Source organism: Alphaproteobacteria bacterium PA2 (assembly GCA_002256425.1).
Taxonomy (GTDB): Bacteria; Pseudomonadota; Alphaproteobacteria; order Caulobacterales; family Caulobacteraceae; genus Phenylobacterium.
This window is the reverse complement of record NKIZ01000001.1, coordinates 3,433,965-3,457,257: the sequence shown is the minus strand read 5'-3', so window position 1 is coordinate 3,457,257 and position 23,293 is coordinate 3,433,965. Positions and strand designations below refer to the sequence as shown.

Here is a 23,293-nt window from a genome sequence, read left to right as displayed (position 1 = left end):
ATTACTTTGCTGGGGCCGCTGCAGGCGCCGCGGCGGGGGCCGCTGGGGCTGCTGCGCCTTCCGCCGGCTCGGCGCCTTCAGCAGGCGCGGCCGGAGCGGCAGCCGCCGGAGCGGGCGCCGGAACGGAAAGGGTAGAGCCCTGGGTCTGAAGATAGGCGATCAGGTTGATGCGATCTTCCTGCTTCTTCAGGCCGATAAAGCCCATCTTGGTGCCCACGATATACTTCTGGGGCGCTTTGACGAACTCATAGACATGCTCGAAATCCCAGGCGGGCTGCTTGCCGCCGAACTCGGTCATGCCGGCTGAATAAGCGAAGCCTGCATGGCTGCCCGGCTTGCGGCCGAGAAGGCCCCAGAGACCTGGGCCGGTGCCGTTGGCGCCGCCATTTTCAATGCTGTGGCAGGACTTGCACTTCTGGAAGACGGCCTCGCCGGCCTTCACGTCAGCGACAGGCAGAACCGTTCCCCAATCTGGGGGAAGATCGGCTGCGGTCGCGCCGCCTTCGCCGCCACCTTCGGCCACTTCAATGGCGTAACCGGGTTTTTCCGGCGGCTCTTTTTCGAAGATGGCCGAGGACAGTTCCTTCAGGCCAGCGATGGAAAGGGCCGTCACAAGGACGGCGCCCGCGATTTTGTTGAACGTCAGGTCGCTCATAATCCTGAATTCGGCCCTCTTCTTGACCGGCGAATCGTCCGGCCTAAGCGCGGGAATCCCCGCCCCGTATTGCGCCAGCGTCTCTTACACGCTACCGGCCCGGGTGCAACCGGCCAGTTGGCCCAAGTCCTCGGCATATGAACCCAATCGTCATCATCCCGGCCCGAATGGCGGCCACCCGACTGCCCGGCAAGCCTCTGGCCGACATTGAAGGCCTGCCGATGATTGTCCGTGTCCTGCGCCAGGCCGAGGCCGCCGGTGTCGGCCCCGTGGCGGTGGCGGCAGGGGACCAGGAGATCGTCGATGCGGTCACGGCGGCGGGGGGGCGCGCCGTCCTCACCGACCCTGACCTGCCTTCAGGTTCCGACCGGCTTGTGGCGGCCCTGGCCGAACTGGATCCGGACGGCCGCCATGACGTGGTGGTCAACCTCCAGGGCGACATGCCCTTCGTCCAGCCCGTAGCCCTGACCGACTGTCTGGCCATTCTGGAGCGCGAGCCGGCCTGCGACATCGCCACCATTGTCGAGGCCGAGACCTCGCCCGCCGTCCGCACAAATCCTGACATGGTCAAGGCCGTGCTCAGCCTCATGCCGGACCGCCGGTCGGGCCGGGCCCTCTATTTCACCCGCTCCACCCTCTATGGCGACGCCCCGGTCTGGCACCATCACGGCATATACGCCTATCGCCGGGAAGCCCTGCTGCGCTTCACCGCCGCCCAGCCCTCGCCGCTGGAGCGCCTGGAAAAGCTGGAACAGCTGCGGGCCATGGAGCTGGGCATGACCATCTGGGCCGCCGTCGTCGACGCCACGCCCATCTCCGTAGACAATCCCGAGGATCTGGAGCGGGCCCGCGCCTTCGCCCGGTCCATCAAGGAGCAGGCATGACCAAGGGCCGCATAGCCTTCCAGGGCGAACTGGGCGCCAACAGCCACGAGGCCTGCGTCGCCGCCTTCCCGGACATGACTCCGGTTCCCCACGCCACCTTCGAAGAGGCCTTCGAGGCGATCAAGTCCGGCGACTGCCAGCTGGGCATGATCCCGGTGGAAAATTCCATCGCCGGCCGGGTGGCCGATGTGCACCACCTGCTGCCAGATTCCGGCCTGAAGATCATTGGCGAGCGGTTCAAGCCCATTCACTTCCAGCTGATGGCCAATCCAGGGGTCAAGCTGGAGGACCTGACGACCGTCGCCTCCATGCCCATTGCGCTCGCCCAGTGTCGCAAGGTGGTCCGCCAGCTGAAGCTGCGCGCCGAGCCGGTGGGCGACACGGCCCTGGCGGCCAAGCTCCTGTCCCTCAATCCCGACCCGACCCGGGCAGCTATTTCACCGGCCCTGGCGGCAGAGCTCTATGGCCTGAAAATCCTGGTCCGGGACATCGAGGACACCCACAACAACACCACCCGCTTCCTGATCATGACGGCGGAGGGGGAGCCCCCGGCGCCTGATCATTCCCGCCCCTGCATGACCAGCTTTGTCTTCCGGGTGCGGAACATGCCAGCCGCCCTCTACAAGGCCATGGGCGGCTTCGCCACCAACGGGGTCAACCTGACCAAGCTGGAGAGCTATATGGAGAACGGCGCCTTCACGGCGACCTTCTTCTACGCCGAGATCGACGGCCGCCCCGAAGACCGGGGCGTGGCCCTGGCCTTCGAGGAACTGCAGTTCTTCTCCGAGCGGTTCGAGATCCTGGGGGTCTATCCGGCCGATCCGTTCCGGGATCGGACCTGATCCTCACCCCGCCAGCAGGGCGTCGTCCATCTCCCGGGCCCGCAGAGCCGCCGGTCGTGAGGCATGGATGGCCACATAGTCGGTGAAGGCTGCGCGTTGCGGGACGCCGCCGGTCTGCAGACCCCAGCCGAGGGTCGCGGACATATAGATGTCCGCCGCGCTGAACCTGTCGCCGGCGATGAACTGACGCCCGGCGACGGCGGCCTCGACCGTGTCCATGGCCAGGTCATAGCTGCCCCAGCCCGCCGTGCGCTGCTGTTCCCCCTGGGCGTCGAAACCAAAGGCCCTGGCGATCATGGCCGATTCCAGCGGGCCGGCGGCGAAGAAAATCCAGCGATAATAGGCGCCCCGGTCTGCGCTACCGAGGGCGGGGGCAAGCCCGGCCTGAGGAAAAGCGTCGGCCAGATAGGTCAGGATGGCGGCGGCTTCGGTGACCACCGTGTCGCCATGCTTGATCGCCGGGACCTTGCCCATGGGATTGATGGCCAGATAGTCGGCGCCCTTGATGGTCGAGCCATAGTCCAGCAGCTCGGTGCGATAGGGCTGGCCGATTTCTTCCAGCACCCAGCGGATGGTGCGGCCCCGGGACATTGGATTGGTGTAGAGGACGAGTTCGTTCGACATGGCCTGGTTCTCCTGTGTGAAGGCCAACCTAGCCGGGCCTGGTGACAGCAGTCTGTCAGCAGGACTCCTCAGCTCATGGCCGCGATCACTGTTTCGATCGGCAGAAACAGGACCCCGCTGTCTCCCGGAAACTCGATGAACTCCGCCCAGCGGAGGTAGAAGCCCTTTGCAGCTTCATCCTTGGCGTGGACCAGGACCGCCGCAATGCCGATTGTCCTCGATGCAAGGGCGATGCGGCGCAGGGCGTCGGCGAGGAGGTCGGCGCCCAACCCTTTGCCCGCCATGGTGCGATCGACGGCCAGCCGCCCGATCACCGAGACCGGAACCGCGTCCGGCGCATTGCGTCTCACTCGACCGGGCGCCGCTGCCCGCTCCACCGATCCGGCCGAAATGCAGACATAGCCCACAACCCGATTTACCGAACAAACCACATAGGTTCGGGAGAAGCGGCTTTCATTCTTCAGGGCGCGATGGCGCAGCCAATCATTCAGCTCAGGTTGGCCGCAGTCAAAATCCGACAGGTCATGGGCTTCGCTGATGGGGGTCGGCGACGCCAGCGCTTTACGCCCTAGTCCCGCCATGCCGGCGCCCGGCGCATCAAGGAAGTGAGTGCGGGCCCGGCCTCTGGTGGATTGTCCAGCGCCTCGGCGAAGCCGGAATAGGCTTCGGTCTCCAGGACGAAAAGGCGCTGGTCCAGCAGGACATTTATGGCCTCAGTCCTGGCGCTTTCGATCATGAACTCCGTGCGCGTCTTGCCCAGCACGGCAGCTGCGTCGTCGATGATCTGACGCGTGTGAGCCTCAATGCGCAGATTGATAGCGCCTTTTGCTTCGGCTGCGGGTAGGCGGCCAGACTGCGCCGCGACTGGGAGTCGAACCTTTGCCACGCGCTGCTCCCATTGAACGTATATACATCGTCAATACGATTTTTTGCCGGTGACAGCAAGACTGAGCAGACCGGGTAAGGTGTTTCACGTGAAACAAAACATGAACACATCAGGTCGTCAAGGCCAGCCAACAAAGTACCTGACCAGCGAGATTAGTTAGTCCGCGCTCTCAGCCCAGGCCTTGATCAGCTGGTGGGCTATGGCCATGCCGCCGGGGGCGAAGGTCTCGGGGATCCTGCCGGCCAGCAGGTCCCGGGCTTCGGCCTTGGTGAACCAGCGTACTTCAGAGAGCTCGGTCTGGTCGGGGGCGGCGTTGTCGTCGTCCACCTGGGCGATCAGGCCGATCATCAGGGAGTTGGGGAAGGGCCAGGGCTGGGTGGAGTGATAGGCGACCGAGGCGGTGGTCAGGCCCGCCTCTTCGTTCAACTCCCGGGCGCAGGCTTCCTCAATGGTCTCGCCGGGCTCGAGGAAGCCGGCCAGGGCCGAGAACATGCCCTTGGGCCACATTTCCTGGCGGCCCAGCATGCAGCGGTCCTTGTGCACGGCCAGCATGATCACCACCGGGTCAGTGCGGGGGAAGTGTTCGGCCTGGCATGCGGGGCACTGACGCTTCCAGCCGCCCTCGGCCACGTCCGAGGGCTGGCCGCAGGCGGCGCAGTACTTGTGCTTGCGGCGCCACTCGAACATGCCCTTGGCCGTGCCCAGTATGGCGGCGTCGCCGGCGGGGAGGCGGGCGGCCAGGCCGCGCATGTCCTCGAACTTGCCCAGACCCTGCAGGGGGCCGTCGGCCGGATCGGCGGGACCTTCCATGTCGACGGCGAAGATGGCGGTGTCTTTCCACAGGCCCATGAACAGCAGGCGCTCGGGTCCGCCCGACAGGCCGTCGGCCATCTTGGTCGGCAGGTAAGCGATCTGCAGGCCGCCGTCCGCGGACTTCTCCACGAAGGGTTTGCCGTTCCACAGGACGAAGGCCAGGGATTCGTCAGAGGCGAACCGTTCAGCGATCCAGGCGTCGTCCTTGCGCCGGTCGCTCGCCCGGTTGAGGGGGTTGCCGGCGAAGGTGTTCATGAAGGCGTTCAGAGGCATGTGAGTCTATTACCTCACCTTTGCGACAAGAGTCATGCTTGCGTATGGGCGCGCGGACCGCGATATAGGGGGCGGAGATCGGCGACGGGCGAACGCCTCGCCAACCCGGTCAGGTCCGGAAGGAAGCAGCCGTAACGAGTCACGCTTCGGGTCGTCGTTCGGTCTCCACCCAAAAGCCTCTTTAAAGCGCGGTAATGGCCGACGAAGACCTCACGCTTGAGCCCGATCTCCCCGAGCGTGACCCCAATACGGCGGACATGTTTGGCGGCGCCCCTGCGCCTGCGCCTGTCGTTTCGACCGAGTCAGCCGCCTATACCGTCATCGCCCGTAAATACCGGCCCCGGACCTTTGACGACCTCTATGGCCAGGAGGCCATGGTCCGGACGCTGAAGAACGCCTTCGGAACCGGCCGCATCGCCCACGCCTTCATGCTCACCGGCGTCCGTGGGGTGGGCAAGACCACCACGGCCCGCCTGCTGGCCCGGGCCCTGAACTATGAGACCGATATGATCCACGAGCCGACCCTCGACCTGACCGTCGACGGCCGGCACTGCAAGGCCATCATCGAAGGCCGGCACATGGATGTGCTGGAGCTGGACGCCGCCAGCCGGACCGGCGTGGCCGACATGCGCGAACTGCTGGACGGCGTGCGCTACGCCCCGGTGGAGGCGCGCTACAAGGTCTACATCATCGACGAAGTGCACATGCTCTCGACCGGGGCCTTCAACGCCCTGCTCAAGACCCTGGAAGAGCCGCCGTCCCACGCCAAGTTCATCTTCGCCACCACCGAGATCCGCAAGGTGCCGGTGACCATCCTCTCCCGCTGCCAGAGGTTCGACCTGCGGCGGGTGGAGCCCGACGTCATCGTCAGGAACCTCGAAATGATCTGCGAGGCCGAGGGGGTGCGGGTCGAGGCCGAGGGCCTTATGCTGATCGCCCGGGCCGCCGAGGGCTCGGTCCGCGACGCCCAGTCCATGCTCGACCAGGCCATTGTCCAGGGCGAGCCTGGCCAGACCGTGCCCGCCGCCATCATCCGCGACATGCTGGGCCTGGCCGACCGGGCCCAGACCATCACCCTGTTCGAAGAGGTCCTGCGCGGCGAAGCGGGCAAGGCCATCGACACCTTCCGCCAGCTCTATGGCTATGGCGCCGACCCCGGCCAGATCATGCTGGACCTGATGGAGCACGTGCACGGCGCCTCGGTGGCCAAGGCCATTGGCGTCGAAGCCCTGGTCCTGCCCAGGGAACAGGCCGGACGCCTGGCGGCGGTGGGAGCGGCCATATCGGCCGGGACCCTGTCGCGGATCTGGCAGATGCTGCTGCGGGCCCAGGACGAGGTCCGCCGGGCGCCCGACCCGGCTGCAGCCGTGGACATGGCCCTGATCCGGCTGGCCTATGCCGCTGATCTCCCCGGTCCTGAAGAAGCCCTGAAACGCCTGCAGTCCGGCGAGCCGGCAGGCGGCGGATCGTCTGCGCCCGGTCCGGGCGGCAGCGGTGGCGGCGGCGCCCAGATGAGTGGTGGCGGTCAGGTCCGCATGGCGGCGCCAGCGCCCCAGGCCGACGCCGCGCCTACCCTGCAGTCCTTCGCCGACGTAGTGGCCCTGATCGACGCCAAGCGCGACATCGCCCTGCGGCTGGATGTGGAGCGGTTTGTCCGCCCGGTCAGCTTCCGGGTCGGCGCCATCGAGTTCGAACCCGCCCCCGGCGCGCCCGCCAACCTGACCCAGAGGCTGGTGAGCAAGCTGAAGGAATGGACCGGCCACCCCTGGCTGATCACCGTCCAGGGCGGCGGCGGCGCCGAAAGCCAGTGGGAACGCCAGAAGCGCGAACAGCAGGAAACCCGCGACGAAATCGTCCAGGACCCCTTCGTGAAGTCCGTCATGTCGGCCTTCCCAGGCGCCGAGATCATCTCCATCCGCAATGTCCCCCTGCCGGAAGCCCCGTCAGTGGTGGATGCGGTGGAAGAGGATGAGGACGACTAGGTCGCCATCCGCTGGATCAATGCCTGTGCTCCCGCTGGCGCATTGACCTTTCCGCCGCTGATCAGGAAGGCGAAGACCTCCCGCGGTCCCGGCGGCGGGCCGGTGCGGTCCAGGGGCTGGAAGTCGGCCGGGACATCGCCCGCGCCATAGGCCACAAACCGGTCGGCCCAGGCGTCCAGCTCTGCTGCGGGATAGCAGGTGGCGATGTCGTCAGATCCCTTCAGCAGGCGTGCGTAGACAAAGTCGGCGGTGATGTCGGGAATGACCGGATAGCCCTCATTTTCCGAAACGCAGATGGCGATGTTCCGCTCGCGGCACAGGCGCACGAACTTCGGATCGGCAAAGCTCTCGTGGCGGGGCTCAAGGACGTGGCGCAGCTTCAGCCCGTTCAGGGTCTGGGGCAGGAGGTCGAGATAACCGGCCAGATCGTCAGGGTCGAACTTCTTGGTGGGCATGAACTGCCAGAGGATCGGCCCCAGCTTTGGCCCCAGCTCCTCCAGCCCCTGGCCAAGGAACTTTTCCACCGACTCGCCGGCCTGGCTCAGGATCTTGCGGTTGGTGGCGAACCGCGAGGCCTTGACCGTGAAGACAAAGTCGTCGGGCGTCGCCGCCGCCCATTTGGCGAAACTCTCGGGCTTCTGGCTGGTGTGATAGGTCGAGTTGATCTCGAGGGTGCTCAGGGCGCGGCTGGCGAAGGCCAGTTCGGCGGCGTGTTTCAGCCCCCTGGGATAGAAGACTCCGCGCCAGGGTTCGAAGGTCCAGCCCCCGATCCCGGCGCGGAATGTTCCCCGCTCGCCCACGCTATTTCCGGTCAGCCGCCGTGGCCTCGCGGGGGGCCTTGAACTCCGACCCGGCCTTCCATTCCGGCCAGGTCCGGGAATTGGCCAGCCGGCGGCCAAGGTCATAGAGAATGCCCCCGTCCTCGGCAGCGCCGGTCAGGTCCCAGTCAGCCGAGTATTCGTCGGCGGGCTGGTGGTAGCGAAAGGTCACATAGTCCTTGGCCAGGGCCTCGCCCCGTTCCTTGCCGCCCTTGAGCAGGTCCTGACCCGAGCCATAGGAAATGGCCGGAACCCCGCGCTTGGCGAAGGGGAAGTGGTCTGACCGGAAGAAGCTGCCGGCGCCGGGACGCGGGTCGGGGCTGTAGGTCCGGCCATAGCCCCTGGCCACGTCGATCAGGTCGTCCTGGAGGGTCAGGGGCGCATTGCCCGAGGTGGTGAAGTCACGGGCGCGGCCCGAGGTGGAGACCCCGTCCATATTGATGTCGGCCACAGTGGTCCCCAGGGGATAGACCGGGTTGGCGGCATAGTATTCCGAGCCCAGCAGGCCCTTTTCCTCGGCGGTCACTGACAGGAAGACCACCGAACGCTCGGTTCTCGGCGCCTTGGCGAACTGGCGGGCGATTTCGATCATCATGGCCGAGCCGCCAGCATTGTCGACGGCGCCGTTATAGATCCTGTCGCCCTTTGCGTCGGGCAGGCCGACTCCCAGGTGGTCCCAGTGGGAGGAGTAGATCACCGTCTCCTTCGGGTGTTTGGTCCCCAGCAGGCGACCGACCACATTCTTGGAAACGATCTTCTGGACGTCCACGGCGAAGTCCGTCGAGAAGGTGACGCCGCTGAGGGTGACGGGCTTGAAGTCCCGGGTCTGGGCCTGCTTTTTGAGGGCCTCGAAGTCGAGACCGGCGGCCTTGAACAGGTCCACCGTCACGTCCCGCTGGACCCAGGCCTCGATCGGCGCATGGGCGGCGCCGGGGTTTGCCCGGATGATGTCGAAGACCGTGTTGGTGTTGGAGTTCTTGACGGTGTTCCAGCCATAGGAGGCGGGGTCGGTCTCGTGGACCACGATGAAGCCGACGGCGCCCTGGCGGGCGGCCTCTTCGTACTTGTAGGTCCAGCGGCCGTAATAGGTCATGGCCTTGCCGCCAAAGTCGCCTTCGCCGGTCTCGAAGTCCGGGTCATTGATCAGCACCAGGGCGATCTTGCCCTTGAGGTCGACGCCCTTGAAGTCGTCCCAGTTGCGCTCCGGCGCCTTGACCCCATAGCCGACAAAAACCACCGGGGCGTCGGCAATGCTCACATGATCCTGGCCGGTCTGGGTGGCGCGGATGGCGATCTGCTCGCCCTGGGCCCAGGTCTGGACGGCGCCATTAACCTTCACGGTGGTCTTGACCGGGCCCTTGGTGTCGAACTTGGCCAGGGGGACGTCCTGGGTCCAGGCCCGGCCACCCTTGATGGGATCGCCGCCGGGGGCCAGGCCCGCCGCCTTGAACTGCGAAATCATGTAGGCCACGGTCTTGGTCTCGCCCGCTGTCGCGGGGCCTCTGCCCTCATAGGCGTCGGAGGACAAGACCTTGATGTGCTGGGCGATCCGGGCGGGATCAAGCTCGGTGGCCGCCACAGGCTGGGCCAGCAGGGACCAGGCGCAGACGCCGGCGAGGAAGAGTCTTTTCATGTGAGGCTCGCGAAACAGAAGGGTTGGCGAACCTTAGGATTTCCCCTGCCAGTGCGCCAGCCTGAGCCGGCGGGTTAAAAATGCTGCAATGCAAATGTTTCGCAGCTGCAAACCTATCAATGTTCAGTTATGTACCCCAAGGCACGAAAACATCAGCCCGGCCCGCGCCGCGCCGTCATCCGCTTGGTATTGTCCAGGGGTGATTCGCCGCTCGTCCACGATTTGAAGAGACCATGCGCCCCGCCGTTTACATCGCCCTCGGACTGGCCGGCCTGTCTCTGACGGGCTGCGCGTCTCCCTACAAGGCCAATACGCGCCTGCCCGCCGCCTTCGAAGCGCCGCAGGCTGCGGCAGTTTCGGCAGGGGTTACCTCTGCAGACATGCAGACCTGGTGGACACAGTTCGGCGACGCCCAGCTGAACGCCCTGGTCGAGGAAGCCTTGAAATCCAGCCCGGACGCCCGTTCGGCGGCGGCCCGTCTGCGTGAAGCCCAGGCCACGGCTGGCAGCGCCCTCATCGCCTTCCTGCCCCAGGGCAATGGCGTGGGATCCACCAAGGAAACCCACACAACCCAGACCTCCGGAACGACGATCAATATTCCGGGCTTCTCGAACAATGGTCAGAGCGAAGCCTCGTCCGCCAATCTGAATGTCAGCTGGGAGCTGGACCTGTTTGGCCGGATCTTCGCCGTGGCCAAGGCGGCCCGGGGCGACTCCGCAGCCGCCCGGTTCAACTTTGAGGGTACCCGCACCAGCCTGGCGGCCAATGTGGCCGATGTTTATTTCCAGACCCAGGGCCTGGCCATCCAGCTGGCCGACGCCCGGGAAACCGTGCGGATCCAGACCGAGTTCCAGCGGATCGCCGACACCAAGCTCGCCCGGGGCCTGGCCTCCCGTGCTGATGCTGACCGCGTGGCCGGCGATCTTGCCCAGGCCCGCAGCCAGGCTGCCGGTGTCGAGGCCGAGCTGCAGGCTGCCCGGCGGACCCTTCTGGTCCTGATCGGTCGCGGCGCTGACCCGTCGAGCGCCATCGAGATCCGCACCGCCCTGCCGGCCCTGCCCCAGGTTCCCGCCTCAGTCCCTGGCGACCTTCTGGCCCGCCGCCCGGATGTGCGCGAGGCCCATGCCCGCGTCGCTTCCCAGGTCGGCCGTCTGACCTACAGCCAGCTGGCCTTCTTCCCGACCTTCACCCTGACCCCGGGGGTCGGTCTTTCCCGGTCAAGCCAGCCAGGGTTCCGGTCAGCCACCGAATTCTGGTCCATCGGCGCGGCGGTCAGCCAGCCCGTCCTGTCCATTCCCAGACTGCTGACCGATCTCAAGGCCCAGAACGCCCGGACCGAGCAGGCGGTCATCGCCTATGAAAAGGCCGTCCAGTCCGCCTATGGCGACGCTGATAACGCCCTGGTCCGCCTGGACGCTGACGCCCGTCGCATCGCCCTGCTGACCGATGGCGAAGCCCGGGCCCATCGCGCCGCGGACGCCGGACGCATCCGTTACAAGGCCGGCCTTGACGATCTGCAGTCCGCCCTGGGCGCCGAGGCCTCCTGGCGGGCGGTCCGCACCCAGCTTACCAGCGCCCAGGTTCAAGGCCTGCGTCGCGCTGTTCAAACCTACAAGGCTCTGGGCGGCGGTTGGCCAGTCCTGACCACCGACAAAGAGGCCCGTTAGCCGTGACAAGATCTGCATCGAAACTCGCCCTGGTCGTCCTGATGGTCAGCGTTGCCGCAGCGCCCCTGGCGGCCTGCGGCAAGAAGGTCATGAAGAAGGAAACCGCCGCCGAGCGGGCCCGGGCCGTGACTGTCATCAAGGTCGAGCCCCGGCCGATCACCGGATCGGTCAGCGCCGATGGGGTCCTTGTTCCCCGCGAGGAAGTGACCATCATTCCAGAGGTCTCCGGCTTCCGGGTCGCCCGGGTGCTGGTGGATGAGGGTCAGTACGTAAATGCAGGGCAGCCCCTGGTCGAAATCGACCACGCCCTGATCAAGTCCCAGCTTGAACAACAGAAGGCCCTGGCCGCCCAGGCGGCGGTCCAGGCCGAGCAGGCTGAAGCCCAGGCCATGCGGGTCAAGGACCTGGACGGGCAGGGTGTGCTGTCGCAGGAGCAGCTGGACCAGCGCCGGTTCCAGGCCCGCGCCGCCCGGGCCACCGCCAACGCCCAGGCCGCCGCAGCACGCGACACCGAAACCCGCGCCCGCAAGCTGACCGTTGTCGCACCGGTTTCGGGACTGATCCTGGAACGCAATGTCCGCCCCGGTGATCTGGCCGCGGCGGCAGGAAGCCCCTGGTTCCGCATGGCCCAGGGCGGCGAGATCGAACTCAAGGCCGACCTGTCCGAGCAGGACCTGGGCCGGGTGAAGCCGGGCCAGAGGGCCAATGTCACCCTGACCAGCGGCGCCACTGCCGAGGGCTATATCCGGGTTGTCTCTCCGCAGCTGTCGAGCACGACCAAGCTGGGAACGGTCCGCATCCACCTGCCGGTCCGGTCTGACATCCGCTCTGGCGGCTATGGCCGCGCCGCCTTCGCCGATGCTGGCGGCCAGACCCTGGCCGTCCCCGAAACCGCCGTCCGCTATGACGCCGACGGCGCCAGCGTCATGGTCGTCGGGTCGAACAATGTGGTGAAGCGGGTCCCTGTTACGGCGGGCGCCCGCGGCTCGGGCCTCGTGGCCCTGGTCAAGGGACCGCCTGCCGGGTCACTGGTGGTCAAGAGCGCCGCCTCCTTCCTGCTTGACGGCGACACGGTCCGGCCGGTGCTGGAAGCCGCGAAATGAGCCTTCACGAGGACGAACAGGGTCGCAGCTTCGCGATCTCCAGCTGGGCGATCCGCAACCCCGTTCCGGTGGCGGTGCTCTTCATCGCCATGATTCTGGCGGGGCTGATTGCCTATGGTGGCCTGCCGGTCAAACAGTTCCCCAATGTCCAGTTTCCCCTGGTCACGGTGACCGTCACCCAGAACGGCGCTGCGGCGGCGGAACTGGAGACCCAGGTCACCCGACCCGTTGAGGACGCCCTGGCGGGTATTACCAACGTCAAGAACATGTACTCCTCGGTCAGCCAGGGGGTGTCGGTCACCAGCATTGAATTTGAACTGGGTCAGGACCTTCAGAAGAAGAAGGACGACGTCCAGTCGCGGATCGATCAGGCCCGCGCCGTCCTCCCCCGTGAAATCGATGAGCCTACCGTCACCCGGGTCGAACTCGACAGCCAACCCATACTGACCTACGCCGTCGAGGCGCCGTCCATGACGGACGCCGAGCTCAGCTGGTTCATTGACGACACGGTCTCGCGGACCATGCAGCAGGCGCCCGGGGTATCGCAGATCTCCCGGGTTGGCGGCGCCAATCGCGAAATCAACGTGGTCATCGACCCCGACAAGCTGACGGCCCGCGGCCTGACAGCAGCCTCGATCAACTCGGCCCTGCGCAGTTTCGACCTCGACGCCGCTGGCGGCCGGGTCCAGGTGGGCGGCCGGGAACAGACCCTGCGCATCCTCGGCGCAGTCAACACCCTGGAAAAGCTGCGCGACCTGACCATCCCCACGGGCCAGGGTCGGTATGTCAAACTGACCGACGTGGCCCAGGTCGGCGACGGAGCCTCGGAATCCCGCGGCTTCGCCCGGTTCAACAACCGCCCGGTTGTCGGTTTCCAGGTGATGAAGACCCGGGATTCCAGCGATGTCACCGTCGATGACGGCGTCATCGAGGCCCTGAACAAGCTCGAAAAGGCGACCCCGGGAATCAAGTTCGTACGGATCTTCTCGTCCGTGGACGAAACCCGCGCCAGTTTCGAAGCCACCAAGCACGTCCTGCTTGAAGGCATGCTGCTGGCGGCCATCGTGGTCTTCGCCTTCCTCAAGGACTGGCGCTCGACCCTGATCACAGCCTTCGCCATGCCGGTGTCGCTGATCCCCACCTTCTTCATCATGCACCTGCTCGGCTTCTCGCTGAACGTGGTCACCCTGCTGGCCCTGACCCTGGTCGTCGGGATCCTGGTGGACGACGCCATTGTGGAAATCGAGAACATCGAGAAGCGGGTGGCCCAGGGTCTGAGACCCTATGACGCCGCCATTCTGGGCGCGGACGCCATCGGCCTGGCCGTGGTGGCCACCACCATGGCCATTGTCGTGGTCTTCACCCCCGTCAGCTTCATGAAGGGCATGGCCGGTCAGTTCTTCCGGGAATTCGGCCTGACCGTCTCGGTCGCCGTGCTGTTCTCCCTGGTGGTCGCCAGGCTTCTGACCCCGCTCATGGCGGCCTATCTGCTGAAGCCCGCCGCGACGCCCCATCCCCGCAAGCCCTTCGAGGGCTTCTATCGCAACGCTCTGGAATGGGCCCTCGACCACCGGATCGTCGCCATGATCGTCGGCGGCGTCATGTTCGTCGCCTCGGTCGCCCTGGCCCCGCTTCTGCCCCAGGGCTTCCAGCCGGCCGGAGACCCTGACTACATCTATGTCAGCATTCAGGGTCCTCCCGGCGCCACGGTCCAGGCCATGGAGAATACGGCCAAGACCGTCACCAATATCTTCGAGGGACGTGAGGGCGTCAGGGGCGTCTTCACCCAGGTCGGCTCAACAGCTGCAACCGGCGGCCCCGGCTTTGGTGGTGGCGGCGGATCGGATCTCCGCCAGGGCACCATCATCGTCCTGCTGAACGAAAAGCGCACGATTTCGGGCGACGCCCTGAAGAATCAGACGCGGCAGATGCTTCGCGAGGTCCCCGACGCCCGGGTCACCTTCCTGGACTTCCAGGGCGGCGCCGGCATTGAACAGGTGCTGACCAGCAATGATCCCGTCGCCCTGCAGGCCGCCGCCGGCGAACTCGAGCGGCAGATGCGGACCATCGACATCATCGCCGATCCTCGGCCTGGCATACCGCCCACGGGTCCGGAACTCATCATCCGGCCCCGGGCCGCCGACGCCTCCCGCTTGGGGGTCTCGGTGGACGCCATCGCCCAGGTGGCGCGCATCGCCACTGTGGGCGACATCGACGCCAATGTGGCCAAGCTGACCTCCGGCGAGCGGCGTATTCCCATCCGCATCCGTCTGCCCGCCACCTCCAGGTCTGACCTCACCCAGATCAAGGCCCTGCGGGTGCCGATGGCCTCGGGCGGCCTGACCACCCTGGACGCTGTGGCCGACATCGAGTTCCAGGCCGGCCCGGCCCGCATCAGCCGCCTGAACCGTCAGCGCCAGCTGTCCATCGAGGCCGAGCTCAACGGATCGGTCCAGGGCCCGGCGGCCAAGGCCATCGCCAACCTGCCCATCATGCAGAACCTCCCCAAGGGCGTATCTCCGGCGGCCCGCGGCCAGCTGCAGGCCATGAAGGAGCTGTTCAGCTCCTTCGGCATGGCCCTGTTCGCCGGTGTGTCCATGATCTACGGCGTGCTGGTCCTGCTGTTCAGGTCCTTCTTCAAACCCGTGGTCATCCTTTCAGCCCTGCCCCTGGCTGTCGGCGGCGCCTTCATTGGCCTGCTGGCCTTCCGGCTGTCCCTGAGTGTTCCGTCCCTGATCGGCTTCCTGATGCTGCTGGGTCTCGCCGCCAAGAACTCCATCCTGCTGGTGGAGTACGCCATCGAGCGCGAGCGCGAGGGGCTGAGCCAGAGAGAGTCCCTGATCGAAGCCTGCCGCGAGCGGGCCCGGCCGATTGTCATGACCACCATGGCCATGGCGGCGGGCATGCTGCCCACAGCCTTCGCCCTGGAAAAGGGCGCCGAGTTCCGTCAGCCCATGGCTGTGGCGGTGATTGGCGGCCTGATCACCTCGACCATCCTGTCCCTGGTCCTGGTGCCGGTGGTCTATGAATTCGTCGACGACTTCGAGTCCTGGCTCAAGCCCCGCCTGGCCCGTCTGATCACCCCGCGCAAGGCGCCTGAGGAGACCGGTCGCACCGCCTAGTAGTCCCCGCGAAGGACCTGGGCGAAAAGCTCGGGATCCACATTGCCGCCGGACAGGACCAGACCGACGGTCTGGCCCCTTTTGGCGCTGGCGACCTTCTTGGCCAGCAGGGCGGCCAGGGCCACCACACCGCCGGGCTCGACCACCAGCTTGAGGGTCGAAAAGGCCAGCCGCATGCCGGCGGCCACTTCAGCGTCAGTGACCACGGCGATTTCCTTCACCGTCTGTTGCAGGATGGGGAAGGTCAGCTCGCCGGGAGCAGGGGACTCCAGGGCGTCGCACAGGGACCGGGTGGTCGGCGAGATCCCCTGGCGCACCCCGGACTCAAACGAGATCTTCGTATCGTCAAAGGCGGCGGGTTCGACCCCCACCACCAGGGTTCCAGGCGAGAGGGTCTTCACCGCCAGGGAGGCGCCGGCCAGTAGACCGCCTCCCCCCACCGGGCTGATGAACATGTCCAGTTCGAGATCGCGCTCGGCCGCCTGCTGGACCAGTTCCAGACCCACGGTTCCCTGACCGGCGATCACGTCATAGTCGTCGAAGGCCGGAACCGTGACCGCGCCCCGTTCCTGGGCGATCTCGGCGGCGATGGCTATGCGGTCATCCTTCAGCCGGTCGTAGAAGCGGATCTCGGCGCCATAGCCCCGGGTGGCGTCGACCTTCACCTGAGGGGCGTCCGACGGCATGACGATCAGGGACGGCATGCCCAGCATCCTTGCGGCCAGGGCGACTCCCTGGGCGTGATTGCCTGAGGAAAAGGCCACCACCCCCGCCGCCTTGCCCTCGGTCGGAATCTGCGAGAGGCGGTTGAAGGCGCCGCGAAACTTGAAGGCGCCAACCCGTTGCAAGGTCTCGGGCTTGATCAGAACCCGCAGGCCCAGCAGGTCGTTGAGGGCCTGATTCTCGATGATGGGGGTGCGGATGGCCAGGCCGTCAATGCGCTGGGCGGCCGCTTCGATATCGGCAAAGTCGATGGTCATCTGGCGAACACCATGGCGTCGTCGGCAAAGGCCTTGAACTCCAGGGCATTGCCCGAGGGATCCAGGAAGAACAGGGTCGCCTGCTCGCCGGGCTGACCCTTGAAGCGGATCTGCGGCTCGATGATGAACTTCGTCCCGGCAGCCTTCAGCCGGTCGGCCATGACCTGCCAGGTGGGCAGGTCGAGGATCACACCGAAATGGCGCACGGGCACGTCCTCGCCGTCCACCTCGCTGGTCGACCTGTGTCCCACTTCAGCGGGTGAGAGGTGGGCGACGATCTGGTGACCGTAGAAGTCAAAGTCGATCCAGTCGGGACTGGAGCGGCCCTCGCCGCAGCCCAGCAGGCCCACATAGAAGGTGCGGGCTTCTTCGAGATCACGGACGGGGAAGGCGAGGTGAAAGCGGGGGTGTGTCATGACCCCAGTCTGCCCCAGGTCGCCCGCCGCCAAAAGACTTGACCTGCAGCCCGGTCCAAGGTCTATCCCGCCTGACTACGCCGCAGGCGCCCAAGGCCCTGCCGTAGTCAGCGAAAATCGATCAAATCCACCCGCCGAGTGCCTGTCGAAGGGCGTGGTTGGATCCCTGCGGCAGGCCGGGAGATCGTATCTGCATGGCCAATGTCACCGTTATCGGCGCCCAGTGGGGCGATGAGGGCAAGGGCAAGCTGGTGGACTGGCTGTCCAACCGGGCCGACGTGGTCGTCCGCTTCCAGGGTGGTCACAATGCCGGGCACACCCTGGTGGTCGGTGATCAGGTCTACAAGCTCTCCCTGCTGCCCTCCGGCGTGGTCCAGGGCAAGCTGTCGGTGATCGGCAATGGCGTGGTGGTCGACCCCTGGCACCTGCTGTCCGAAATCGAGAAGCTGGGCGGTCAGGGGGTGAAGATCACCCCGGACCTCCTGGTCCTGGCCGACAACGCCGCCCTGATCCTGCCCCTGCACCGGGACCTGGATCAGGCCCGGGAGGCGGCGGCGACCAACAAGATCGGCACCACCGGCCGCGGCATCGGTCCGGCCTATGAGGACAAGGTTGGCCGCCGGGCCATCCGGGTCGGCGACCTGGCGGACCGTGAAGCCCTGGAAGCCAAGATCGACCGCCTGCTGGCCCACCACACCCCCCTGCGTCGAGGCCTGGGCCTTGCAGAATACGACGGCGGGGAGCTGTTGCAGTCCCTGCTGGATATTGCGCCGAAGATCCTGGTCTACGCCCAGCCGGCCTGGCGAATGCTGGACGGCCTGGTGAAGTCCGGAAAGCGGGTCCTGTTCGAAGGCGCCCAGGGCGCCCTGCTGGACGTGGATCACGGCACCTATCCCTATGTCACCTCATCCAACACCGTGGCGGGTCAGGCGGCGGCGGGTTCGGGTCTTGGCCCCAAGGGGCCGGGTTTTGTCCTGGGCATCGTCAAGGCCTACACCACCCGGGTGGGCGAGGGGCCCTTCCCAACCGAACTCTTCGATGAGGTCGGCCAGAGGCTGGGCGAGCGGGGCCACGAATTCGGCACAGTCACCGGCCGTCCCCGCCGTTGCGGCTGGTTTGACGCCGCCCTGGTCCGCCAGTCGGTGATCCTCAATGGCATTGATGGCATTGCCTTGACCAAGCTCGATGTCCTGGACGGCCTGCCGACCCTGAAGATCTGCGTCGGCTATCGCCTGAATGGCCAGGTCTATGACTATCTGCCGGCCGGCCTGAAGGCGCAGTCAGCCCTCGAACCCATCTATGAGGAGATGGAAGGCTGGAGCGAGAGCACCCAGGGCGCCCGCTCCTGGAAGGACCTGCCCGCCAATGCGGTGAAATATGTCCGCCGGGTCGAGGAACTGATCGGCGCGCCTGCCGCCATGGTCTCCACCAGCCCGCAGCGGGACGACACCATCATGGTCCGCGACCCCTTCCGGGACTAGGCCAGAAGGTCGCAGTACCGCGATAAGCGGATATTTACCCTCCTGCGCCACTTATGGTGGATCAGGACGGAGACCACGGTCAGGTGATCGAGGACGAACAGAAGCTGGTGCGCAAGATGGCGCCTCACCTGCAGAAGGTGATGATCGTGGATTCCGCCACGAGCAGCGCCCGTATGCTCGCCGAGCACATGCGCGGCATCTCTCCTGGTCAGACCTTTCACGCCACCGACGGAAAGACGGCCCTGTCCATGGCCGGAACGGTGGAGCCACAGCTGATCTTCGTGGATATCGGGGCCGATCATTCGGACGGCATAGACCTGATCCGCAAGATCCGCCGCAGCTATACCGCCTGCCGCAAGGCTCCGATCATTGCGATCATTTCCCAGCCCACGGCCGAGTTGATCATGGCCGCCCGGGACTCCGGCGTACACGAATTCCTGCGCAAACCCTACAACACCCGCGACCTTCTGCGACGGCTTGAGGCCGTGACCCTCCGTCAGCGGGAGTGGGTTGAAGCCATGCAGTATGTCGGTCCCGACCGGCGGCGGTTCAACTCCGGCGACTATTCCGGGTCCCTGAAGCGCAAGTCCGACCTGGAGGTCTCTGACCAGTCCCGGATCGATCAGGCCCTGAGGATCATCAAGTCTTCGCTCCTGGCGATCGGCGCCGATCCGGCCCAGGCCCTGCGCTCCCTGCGCGCCCAGGCCGAGATCCTGAAGACCTCGGGCCCGAAGGTGGGCAATACGGTGCTCACCGAAGCCGCGAGCGTCTTCCACGAGTTCCTGGTGGACGCCACGGAGAATGGCGTCCTCAATCCCCGGGACACCCTGGTCAAGGCCGGGCCGCTCCTGGCCCTCCTGCCCAAGGACGAGCCGAGGCCCGTCGCCAAGGCCAGCTAGTCCCCAAGGGGCTCAGGCGTCGACGAGATGCTTCTCGACGGCGGCGGCCTTCATGGCCTTCTGCAGCTTTTCAAAGGCCCGGACCTCGATCTGACGCACCCGCTCGCGGCTGACGCCATATTCGGTGGCCAGGTCCTCCAGGGTGGTCGGATCATCCTTCAGCCGGCGCTCGGTGATGATGTGCCGCTCACGGTCCGACAGCTCGGTCATGGCCGATTCCAGCAGGCTCATGCGCAGGGTGTATTCCTGGCTGTCGGCGATCTGGGTTTCCTGGCTGACGGCGTCCTTGTCCTCCAGCCAGTCCTGCCATTCGCTCTCGCCGTCGGCCCGCATGGGGGCGTTCAGCGAGCCGTCCGGCCCCGAGAGGCGGCGGTTCATGGACACCACTTCCTCGTCCAGCACCCCCAGCTTGGTGGCGATCTCGCTCACCTGATCGGGGCGCAGGTCGCCGTCCTGGAAGGCCGAGATCTGGCCCTTGGCCTTGCGCAGGTTGAAGAACAGCTTCTTCTGGGCCGCCGTGGTCCCCATCTTCACCAGGGACCAGGAGCGCAGGATGTATTCCTGGATGGAGGCGCGGATCCACCACATGGCGTAGGTGGCCAGGCGGAAGCCCTTGTCCGGCTCGAACTTCTTGACCGCCTGCATCAGGCCGACATTGCCTTCGGAAATCACTTCGCCGATGGGCAGGCCATAGCCGCGATAGCCCATGGCGATCTTCGCCACCAGACGCAGGTGGCTGGTCACCATGCGGTGGGCGGCCTCGGGGTCCTGGTGTTCCTTCCAGCGTTTGGCCAGCATGAACTCTTCGTCCCGGGCCAGCATGGGGAACTTGCGGATTTCTGTCAGATACCGGCTCAGTCCGCCTTCCGGCGACATCACCGTCAGTGAAGTCGAAGCCATGATCTTATCCCCTTTGCACTTCGAAACGCGCGCCCCCGGCGCAGGTTCCGTTCTCTCCGGTCAATAGATTGGTGACGCCATATGGCGCGATCAAGGCGCCGGATTGAGAGTCTTTCTTACAAATCAGACAGGTTGTCTCTAAGCCGGGCCATGTCGGCGGGCAGTGGACTCTCGAACCGCAGGGTTTCTTCCGTCACCGGATGGACAAATCCGAGGACGCTGGCGTGCAGGGCCTGCCTTGTAAGACCGGCCTCCGCCATGGCCTCCTTCACCTTCTGGGTCGGTGCGCCGGCGCCATAGACCGGGTCTCCCAGACAGGGCGCGCCCAGGGAGGCCAGGTGCACCCGGATCTGGTGGGTGCGGCCGGTTTCAAGCCGGCAGGCCACCAGGGCGGCGACCGGCTTGTCCTCCGGGCCGAAGATCGTCCTGGTTTCGTAGTGGGTGATAGCTTCCCGGCCGCCAGCCTTCAGCACCGCCATCTTCTTGCGGTCGGAATTCGAGCGGCCGATCCGGGTCTCCAGGGTTCCGGCCCGGGGCTTCGGCGCGCCGCGGACCATGGCCACATAAACCCGGTCAATGTCATGGGCGGCGAAGAGGGCCGAAAGACCCTGATGGGCGGCGTCGGTCTTGGCCGAGACCACAATGCCCGAAGTGTCCTTGTCGATCCGGTGGACAATGCCCGGCCGCGCCACCCCGCCAATCCCCGACAGGCTGGCGCCGCAATGGTGAAGCAGGGCGTTGACCAGGGTGCCGGTCTCGCTGCCCGGCGCCGGGTGGACCGCCATGCCAGGCGGCTTGTCGACGACGATCAGGTGGGCGTCCTCATAGAGAACGGTGAGCGGAATATTTTCGGGCTGGGGCTCGGCCGGTGTCGGCGGCGGCAGGGTCAGCTCATAGGTTCCCGCTGTGGCCTTGGCCGACAGGTTGGTCAGGGCCTGTCCGCCAAACCGCACCTGGCCCTGGGCCATCAGGGCCTGGATCCGCCCCCGGGACAGGTCCGGCGCTGCATCAGCCAGAGCCTTGTCCAGGCGACCACCGCCTTCGGTCACCACCACCTGGACCGTCACGGCCTCGGCGGTCTCGTCGTCTTCGGGCTCGGGGGGTGTCTGGTGGGGCATTATCCCCATGATCCCACAGGCCGGCGACAAAGTAACGGCTTTGCAAACGCGCCGGGGCTGGACATACGCCTGTCATACCTCGCCAATATGTGAGTCCAAACTTCAACCGGAGCCTCCCCGATGCGTATGAGTCGCCGCCACGCCCTAAGCCTGTTTGGCCTTTCAGCCGCCGCTCCCGGAATGGCGCGCGCCGCCGGATACACGGGCGCTGTCGCCTTCAAGCACGGCGTTGCTTCGGGCGACCCCCTTGCCGACCGGGTCATTCTCTGGACACGGATCACCCCCCAGGCCGCAGACGCCGGCTCCATCGCCTACAGCTGGAAGCTGACCCCGGTGGACCGTCGGGCCGGCGGCGGAAAGTCCGGTTCCGGCGTCACCGACGCCAGCCGCGACTATACGGTCAAGGTGGACGTGGCCGGTCTGGACCCCGCGCGGTCCTACACCTACGAATTTACCGCCAATGGCGTGACATCGCCCATGGGCCGGACCCGCACCCTGCCCACCGGCTCGGTGAAGGATGTGGTCCTGGCCGTCGCAAACTGCGCTCTCTATTCCGGCGGCTATTTCAACGCCTATGAAGCCATCGCCAAGCTGGAGCGGGTCGACGCCGTCCTGCACCTGGGCGACTATATCTATGAGTATGCGCCGGAAGGCTATGGCTTCGAGACCGGCAAGCTGCTGAACCGCCACCCCGAGCCGGCCCATAACATCGTCACCCTGGCCGACTACCGTATCCGTCACGCCTGCTACAAGGCCGACGCCCAGCTGCAGGCCGCCCACGCCCGGGCGCCGTGGATCGTCGTCTGGGACGACCACGAGACCGCCAATGACAGCTATGCGGACGGCGCCCAGAACCATAATCCGGCGACGGAAGGCGACTGGAACGCCCGCAAGGCCGCGGCCATCAAGGCCTATTTCGAATGGATGCCGATCCGCGAGCCTGCCGATCATGGCTTCGCCATCAACCGCGACTTCCACTTCGGCGATCTGGCCAGCCTGTTCATGCTGGAAACCCGCCTGACCGCCCGGGATCGTCAGGTGACCTATGACCGTGATCTGAAGTTCGGCCCGGACGGCAAGCCCGACGTGGAGGCTTTCAAGGCCAAGCTCAACGACCCCTCCCGTCGCATGATGGGCGCGGCCCAGGAAGCCTGGCTGGGGGCTGGCCTCAAGGCCTCGGTCAAGGCCGGCCGTCCCTGGCAGATCCTCGGCAATGAAGTGATCATGGCCCGGGTCATTCCCCCTGACTATCGCGGCGCCATGGGCGCGGAGAGCGTGGAAAAGCTGCTGGCGGACATGCCGGCCAGCGCCCGCCGCCGGGTGGACAATACCGGCCGGATCGCCGCCCTGCAGCTGCCCTATGGCCTGGATATGTGGGACGGTTACCCCGTCGACCGTCAGCGGCTCTATGGCCTGATCAAGGAGGCCAAGGCCAATGTGGTGGTGGTGTCCGGCGACAGCCACGCCTTCTGGTCTAATGAACTCTATGACGCCCCGGTTGGCGGAAATCTTGTGGCGGTCGAGTTCGGCGCGACAGGCATCACCAGCCCCGGCGCCGGCGATGACCTCAAGGGCTTCCCGGTGGGCGACGTCATGGCCAAGACCAACCGCGAGGTGGTCGACTCCAACCAGTCCGCCAAGGGCTTCGTCCTGCTGACCCTGACGAAGACAGAGGCCAGGGGCGAATGGGTCGCCGTCTCGACCATCCTGGACAAGGCCTACACGGTCTCGACCCTGAAGACCTTCACCGCCCGGCACGGCGCCACGGGAATAGGCCCGCTGAAGGTCAGCTAGGCCTCTGGCTGCTCCACCAGCCTGCCATTGGTGACCACCCGGTAGAAGCACGACCGGAAGCCCACATGGCAGGCGCCGCCGTCCCCCTGGGGCAGGACCTTCAGCAGGACGGCGTCCTGGTCGCAGTCCACCCGCAGCTCGACGATCTTCTGCACCTGGCCGCTGGTGGCGCCCTTGCGCCAGAGCTCATTGCGCGACCGGCTGAAATAGACCGCCTCGCCCAGGTCCAGGGTCTGGCTCAGGGCCTCGGCGTTCATCCAGCCCAGCATCAGGATCTCGCCGGTTTCGGCGTGCTGGGCGATGGCGGCGATCAGGCCATTGGCGTCAAAGCGCGGGGTCAGCTTCTCCCCGCGCTCGAGGGCCTCTTTGTTTTCGGCTTGCGAAAAGAAGGATTGGGTCATGC

21 protein-coding genes and 1 other RNA gene are annotated in these 23,293 nt (G+C 66.1%); 10 read left to right on the top strand and 12 right to left on the bottom strand.

Annotation, left to right across the window (positions count from 1 at the left end; all coding sequences use genetic code 11):
- Position 1 precedes the first annotated feature (1 nt).
- On the bottom strand, positions 2-655 hold the full coding sequence (locus CFE28_16565; protein OYU71459.1) for a cytochrome c family protein: 654 nt from the start codon (positions 653-655) through the stop codon (positions 2-4).
- A 137-nt stretch (positions 656-792) separates the two neighbouring features.
- Between CFE28_16565 and CFE28_16560 the strand changes: the two genes are divergently transcribed.
- Together CFE28_16560 and CFE28_16555 are read left to right on the top strand one after the other, a co-directional pair.
- Positions 793-1,539: a 3-deoxy-manno-octulosonate cytidylyltransferase gene (locus CFE28_16560; GenBank protein OYU71458.1), complete on the top strand. Its 747-nt coding sequence runs from the start codon at positions 793-795 to the stop codon at positions 1,537-1,539.
- Positions 1,536-2,381, top strand: coding sequence for a prephenate dehydratase (locus tag CFE28_16555; GenBank protein ID OYU71457.1), 846 nt, complete (start codon positions 1,536-1,538; stop codon positions 2,379-2,381). The genes CFE28_16560 and CFE28_16555 overlap by 4 nt, the downstream gene beginning before the upstream one ends.
- Before the next feature lie 3 nt (positions 2,382-2,384).
- On the opposite strand, the gene CFE28_16550 is transcribed toward CFE28_16555, so the two are convergent.
- From CFE28_16550 to CFE28_16535, 4 genes are all read right to left on the bottom strand, one after another.
- On the bottom strand, positions 2,385-3,005 hold the full coding sequence (locus CFE28_16550) for a glutathione S-transferase (protein OYU71456.1): 621 nt from the start codon (positions 3,003-3,005) through the stop codon (positions 2,385-2,387).
- Between the two features lie 68 nt (positions 3,006-3,073).
- Positions 3,074-3,586 (bottom strand): GNAT family N-acetyltransferase, encoded by a 513-nt coding sequence (locus CFE28_16545; GenBank protein ID OYU71455.1) that lies wholly within the window; start codon positions 3,584-3,586, stop codon positions 3,074-3,076.
- Complete coding sequence (locus tag CFE28_16540) at positions 3,574-3,891, bottom strand: antitoxin (GenBank protein OYU71454.1); 318 nt, start codon at positions 3,889-3,891, stop codon at positions 3,574-3,576. Before CFE28_16540 ends, CFE28_16545 begins: the two co-directional genes overlap by 13 nt.
- Positions 3,892-4,047: 156 nt before the next feature.
- The gene (locus tag CFE28_16535; GenBank protein OYU71453.1) at positions 4,048-4,977 is read right to left on the bottom strand and encodes an NADH pyrophosphatase; all 930 of its coding nucleotides are present in this window, start codon (positions 4,975-4,977) and stop codon (positions 4,048-4,050) included.
- Between the two features lie 72 nt (positions 4,978-5,049).
- Between CFE28_16535 and ffs the strand changes: the two genes are divergently transcribed.
- Together ffs and CFE28_16525 are read left to right on the top strand one after the other, a co-directional pair.
- Positions 5,050-5,148: signal recognition particle sRNA small type (ffs, locus tag CFE28_16530), an RNA gene on the top strand.
- 23 nt (positions 5,149-5,171) lie between these two features.
- Complete coding sequence (locus tag CFE28_16525; protein OYU71452.1) at positions 5,172-6,959, top strand: DNA polymerase III subunit gamma/tau; 1,788 nt, start codon at positions 5,172-5,174, stop codon at positions 6,957-6,959.
- Here CFE28_16525 and CFE28_16520 read toward each other — a convergent pair.
- Together CFE28_16520 and CFE28_16515 are read right to left on the bottom strand one after the other, a co-directional pair.
- On the bottom strand, positions 6,956-7,864 hold the full coding sequence (locus tag CFE28_16520; GenBank protein OYU71451.1) for a hypothetical protein: 909 nt from the start codon (positions 7,862-7,864) through the stop codon (positions 6,956-6,958). The two genes, CFE28_16525 and CFE28_16520, sit on opposite strands and share 4 nt — an antisense overlap.
- On the bottom strand, positions 7,761-9,410 hold the full coding sequence (locus CFE28_16515; GenBank protein OYU71450.1) for a peptidase M20: 1,650 nt from the start codon (positions 9,408-9,410) through the stop codon (positions 7,761-7,763). Before CFE28_16515 ends, CFE28_16520 begins: the two co-directional genes overlap by 104 nt.
- Positions 9,411-9,643: 233 nt before the next feature.
- On the opposite strand from CFE28_16515, the gene CFE28_16510 reads away from it, so the two are divergent.
- From CFE28_16510 to CFE28_16500, 3 genes are read left to right on the top strand one after another with little or no spacing between them, the layout of a single operon-like run.
- Entirely contained in the window at positions 9,644-11,077 is a 1,434-nt protein-coding gene (locus CFE28_16510; GenBank protein ID OYU71449.1) for a transporter, read from the top strand.
- 41 nt (positions 11,078-11,118) lie between these two features.
- Complete coding sequence (locus CFE28_16505; GenBank protein ID OYU71448.1) at positions 11,119-12,180, top strand: efflux transporter periplasmic adaptor subunit; 1,062 nt, start codon at positions 11,119-11,121, stop codon at positions 12,178-12,180.
- Positions 12,177-15,302, top strand: a complete 3,126-nt coding sequence (locus CFE28_16500; GenBank protein ID OYU71447.1) for a multidrug transporter AcrB — start codon at positions 12,177-12,179, stop codon at positions 15,300-15,302. Before CFE28_16505 ends, CFE28_16500 begins: the two co-directional genes overlap by 4 nt.
- Here the strand turns inward: CFE28_16500 and CFE28_16495 are convergent.
- Together CFE28_16495 and CFE28_16490 are read right to left on the bottom strand one after the other, a co-directional pair.
- Complete coding sequence (locus CFE28_16495; GenBank protein ID OYU71446.1) at positions 15,299-16,282, bottom strand: pyridoxal-5'-phosphate-dependent protein; 984 nt, start codon at positions 16,280-16,282, stop codon at positions 15,299-15,301. The two genes, CFE28_16500 and CFE28_16495, sit on opposite strands and share 4 nt — an antisense overlap.
- Positions 16,279-16,698, bottom strand: a complete 420-nt coding sequence (locus CFE28_16490; protein OYU71775.1) for a glyoxalase — start codon at positions 16,696-16,698, stop codon at positions 16,279-16,281. Before CFE28_16490 ends, CFE28_16495 begins: the two co-directional genes overlap by 4 nt.
- A 194-nt stretch (positions 16,699-16,892) precedes the next feature.
- On the opposite strand from CFE28_16490, the gene CFE28_16485 reads away from it, so the two are divergent.
- Positions 16,893-18,179 carry an adenylosuccinate synthase gene (locus CFE28_16485; protein OYU71445.1) on the top strand — a complete coding sequence of 429 codons (1,287 nt, stop codon included), beginning with the start codon at positions 16,893-16,895 and terminating at the stop codon, positions 18,177-18,179.
- A 53-nt stretch (positions 18,180-18,232) separates the two neighbouring features.
- Positions 18,233-19,078 carry a hypothetical protein gene (locus tag CFE28_16480; GenBank protein OYU71444.1) on the top strand — a complete coding sequence of 282 codons (846 nt, stop codon included), beginning with the start codon at positions 18,233-18,235 and terminating at the stop codon, positions 19,076-19,078.
- Between the two features lie 12 nt (positions 19,079-19,090).
- Here the strand turns inward: CFE28_16480 and rpoH are convergent, their stop codons facing one another.
- Both rpoH and CFE28_16470 read right to left on the bottom strand, forming a co-directional pair.
- Positions 19,091-19,978: an RNA polymerase sigma factor RpoH gene (gene rpoH / locus CFE28_16475; protein OYU71443.1), complete on the bottom strand. Its 888-nt coding sequence runs from the start codon at positions 19,976-19,978 to the stop codon at positions 19,091-19,093.
- A gap of 116 nt (positions 19,979-20,094) precedes the next feature.
- Positions 20,095-21,096, bottom strand: coding sequence for an RNA pseudouridine synthase (locus CFE28_16470; GenBank protein OYU71442.1), 1,002 nt, complete (start codon positions 21,094-21,096; stop codon positions 20,095-20,097).
- A gap of 120 nt (positions 21,097-21,216) precedes the next feature.
- Here CFE28_16470 and CFE28_16465 point away from each other — a divergent pair, with 120 nt between their 5' ends.
- On the top strand, positions 21,217-22,890 hold the full coding sequence (locus CFE28_16465; protein ID OYU71441.1) for an alkaline phosphatase: 1,674 nt from the start codon (positions 21,217-21,219) through the stop codon (positions 22,888-22,890).
- Here the strand turns inward: CFE28_16465 and CFE28_16460 are convergent.
- Entirely contained in the window at positions 22,887-23,291 is a 405-nt protein-coding gene (locus CFE28_16460; GenBank protein ID OYU71440.1) for a phosphoribosyl-AMP cyclohydrolase, read from the bottom strand. The two genes, CFE28_16465 and CFE28_16460, sit on opposite strands and share 4 nt — an antisense overlap.
- Positions 23,292-23,293 lie beyond the last annotated feature (2 nt).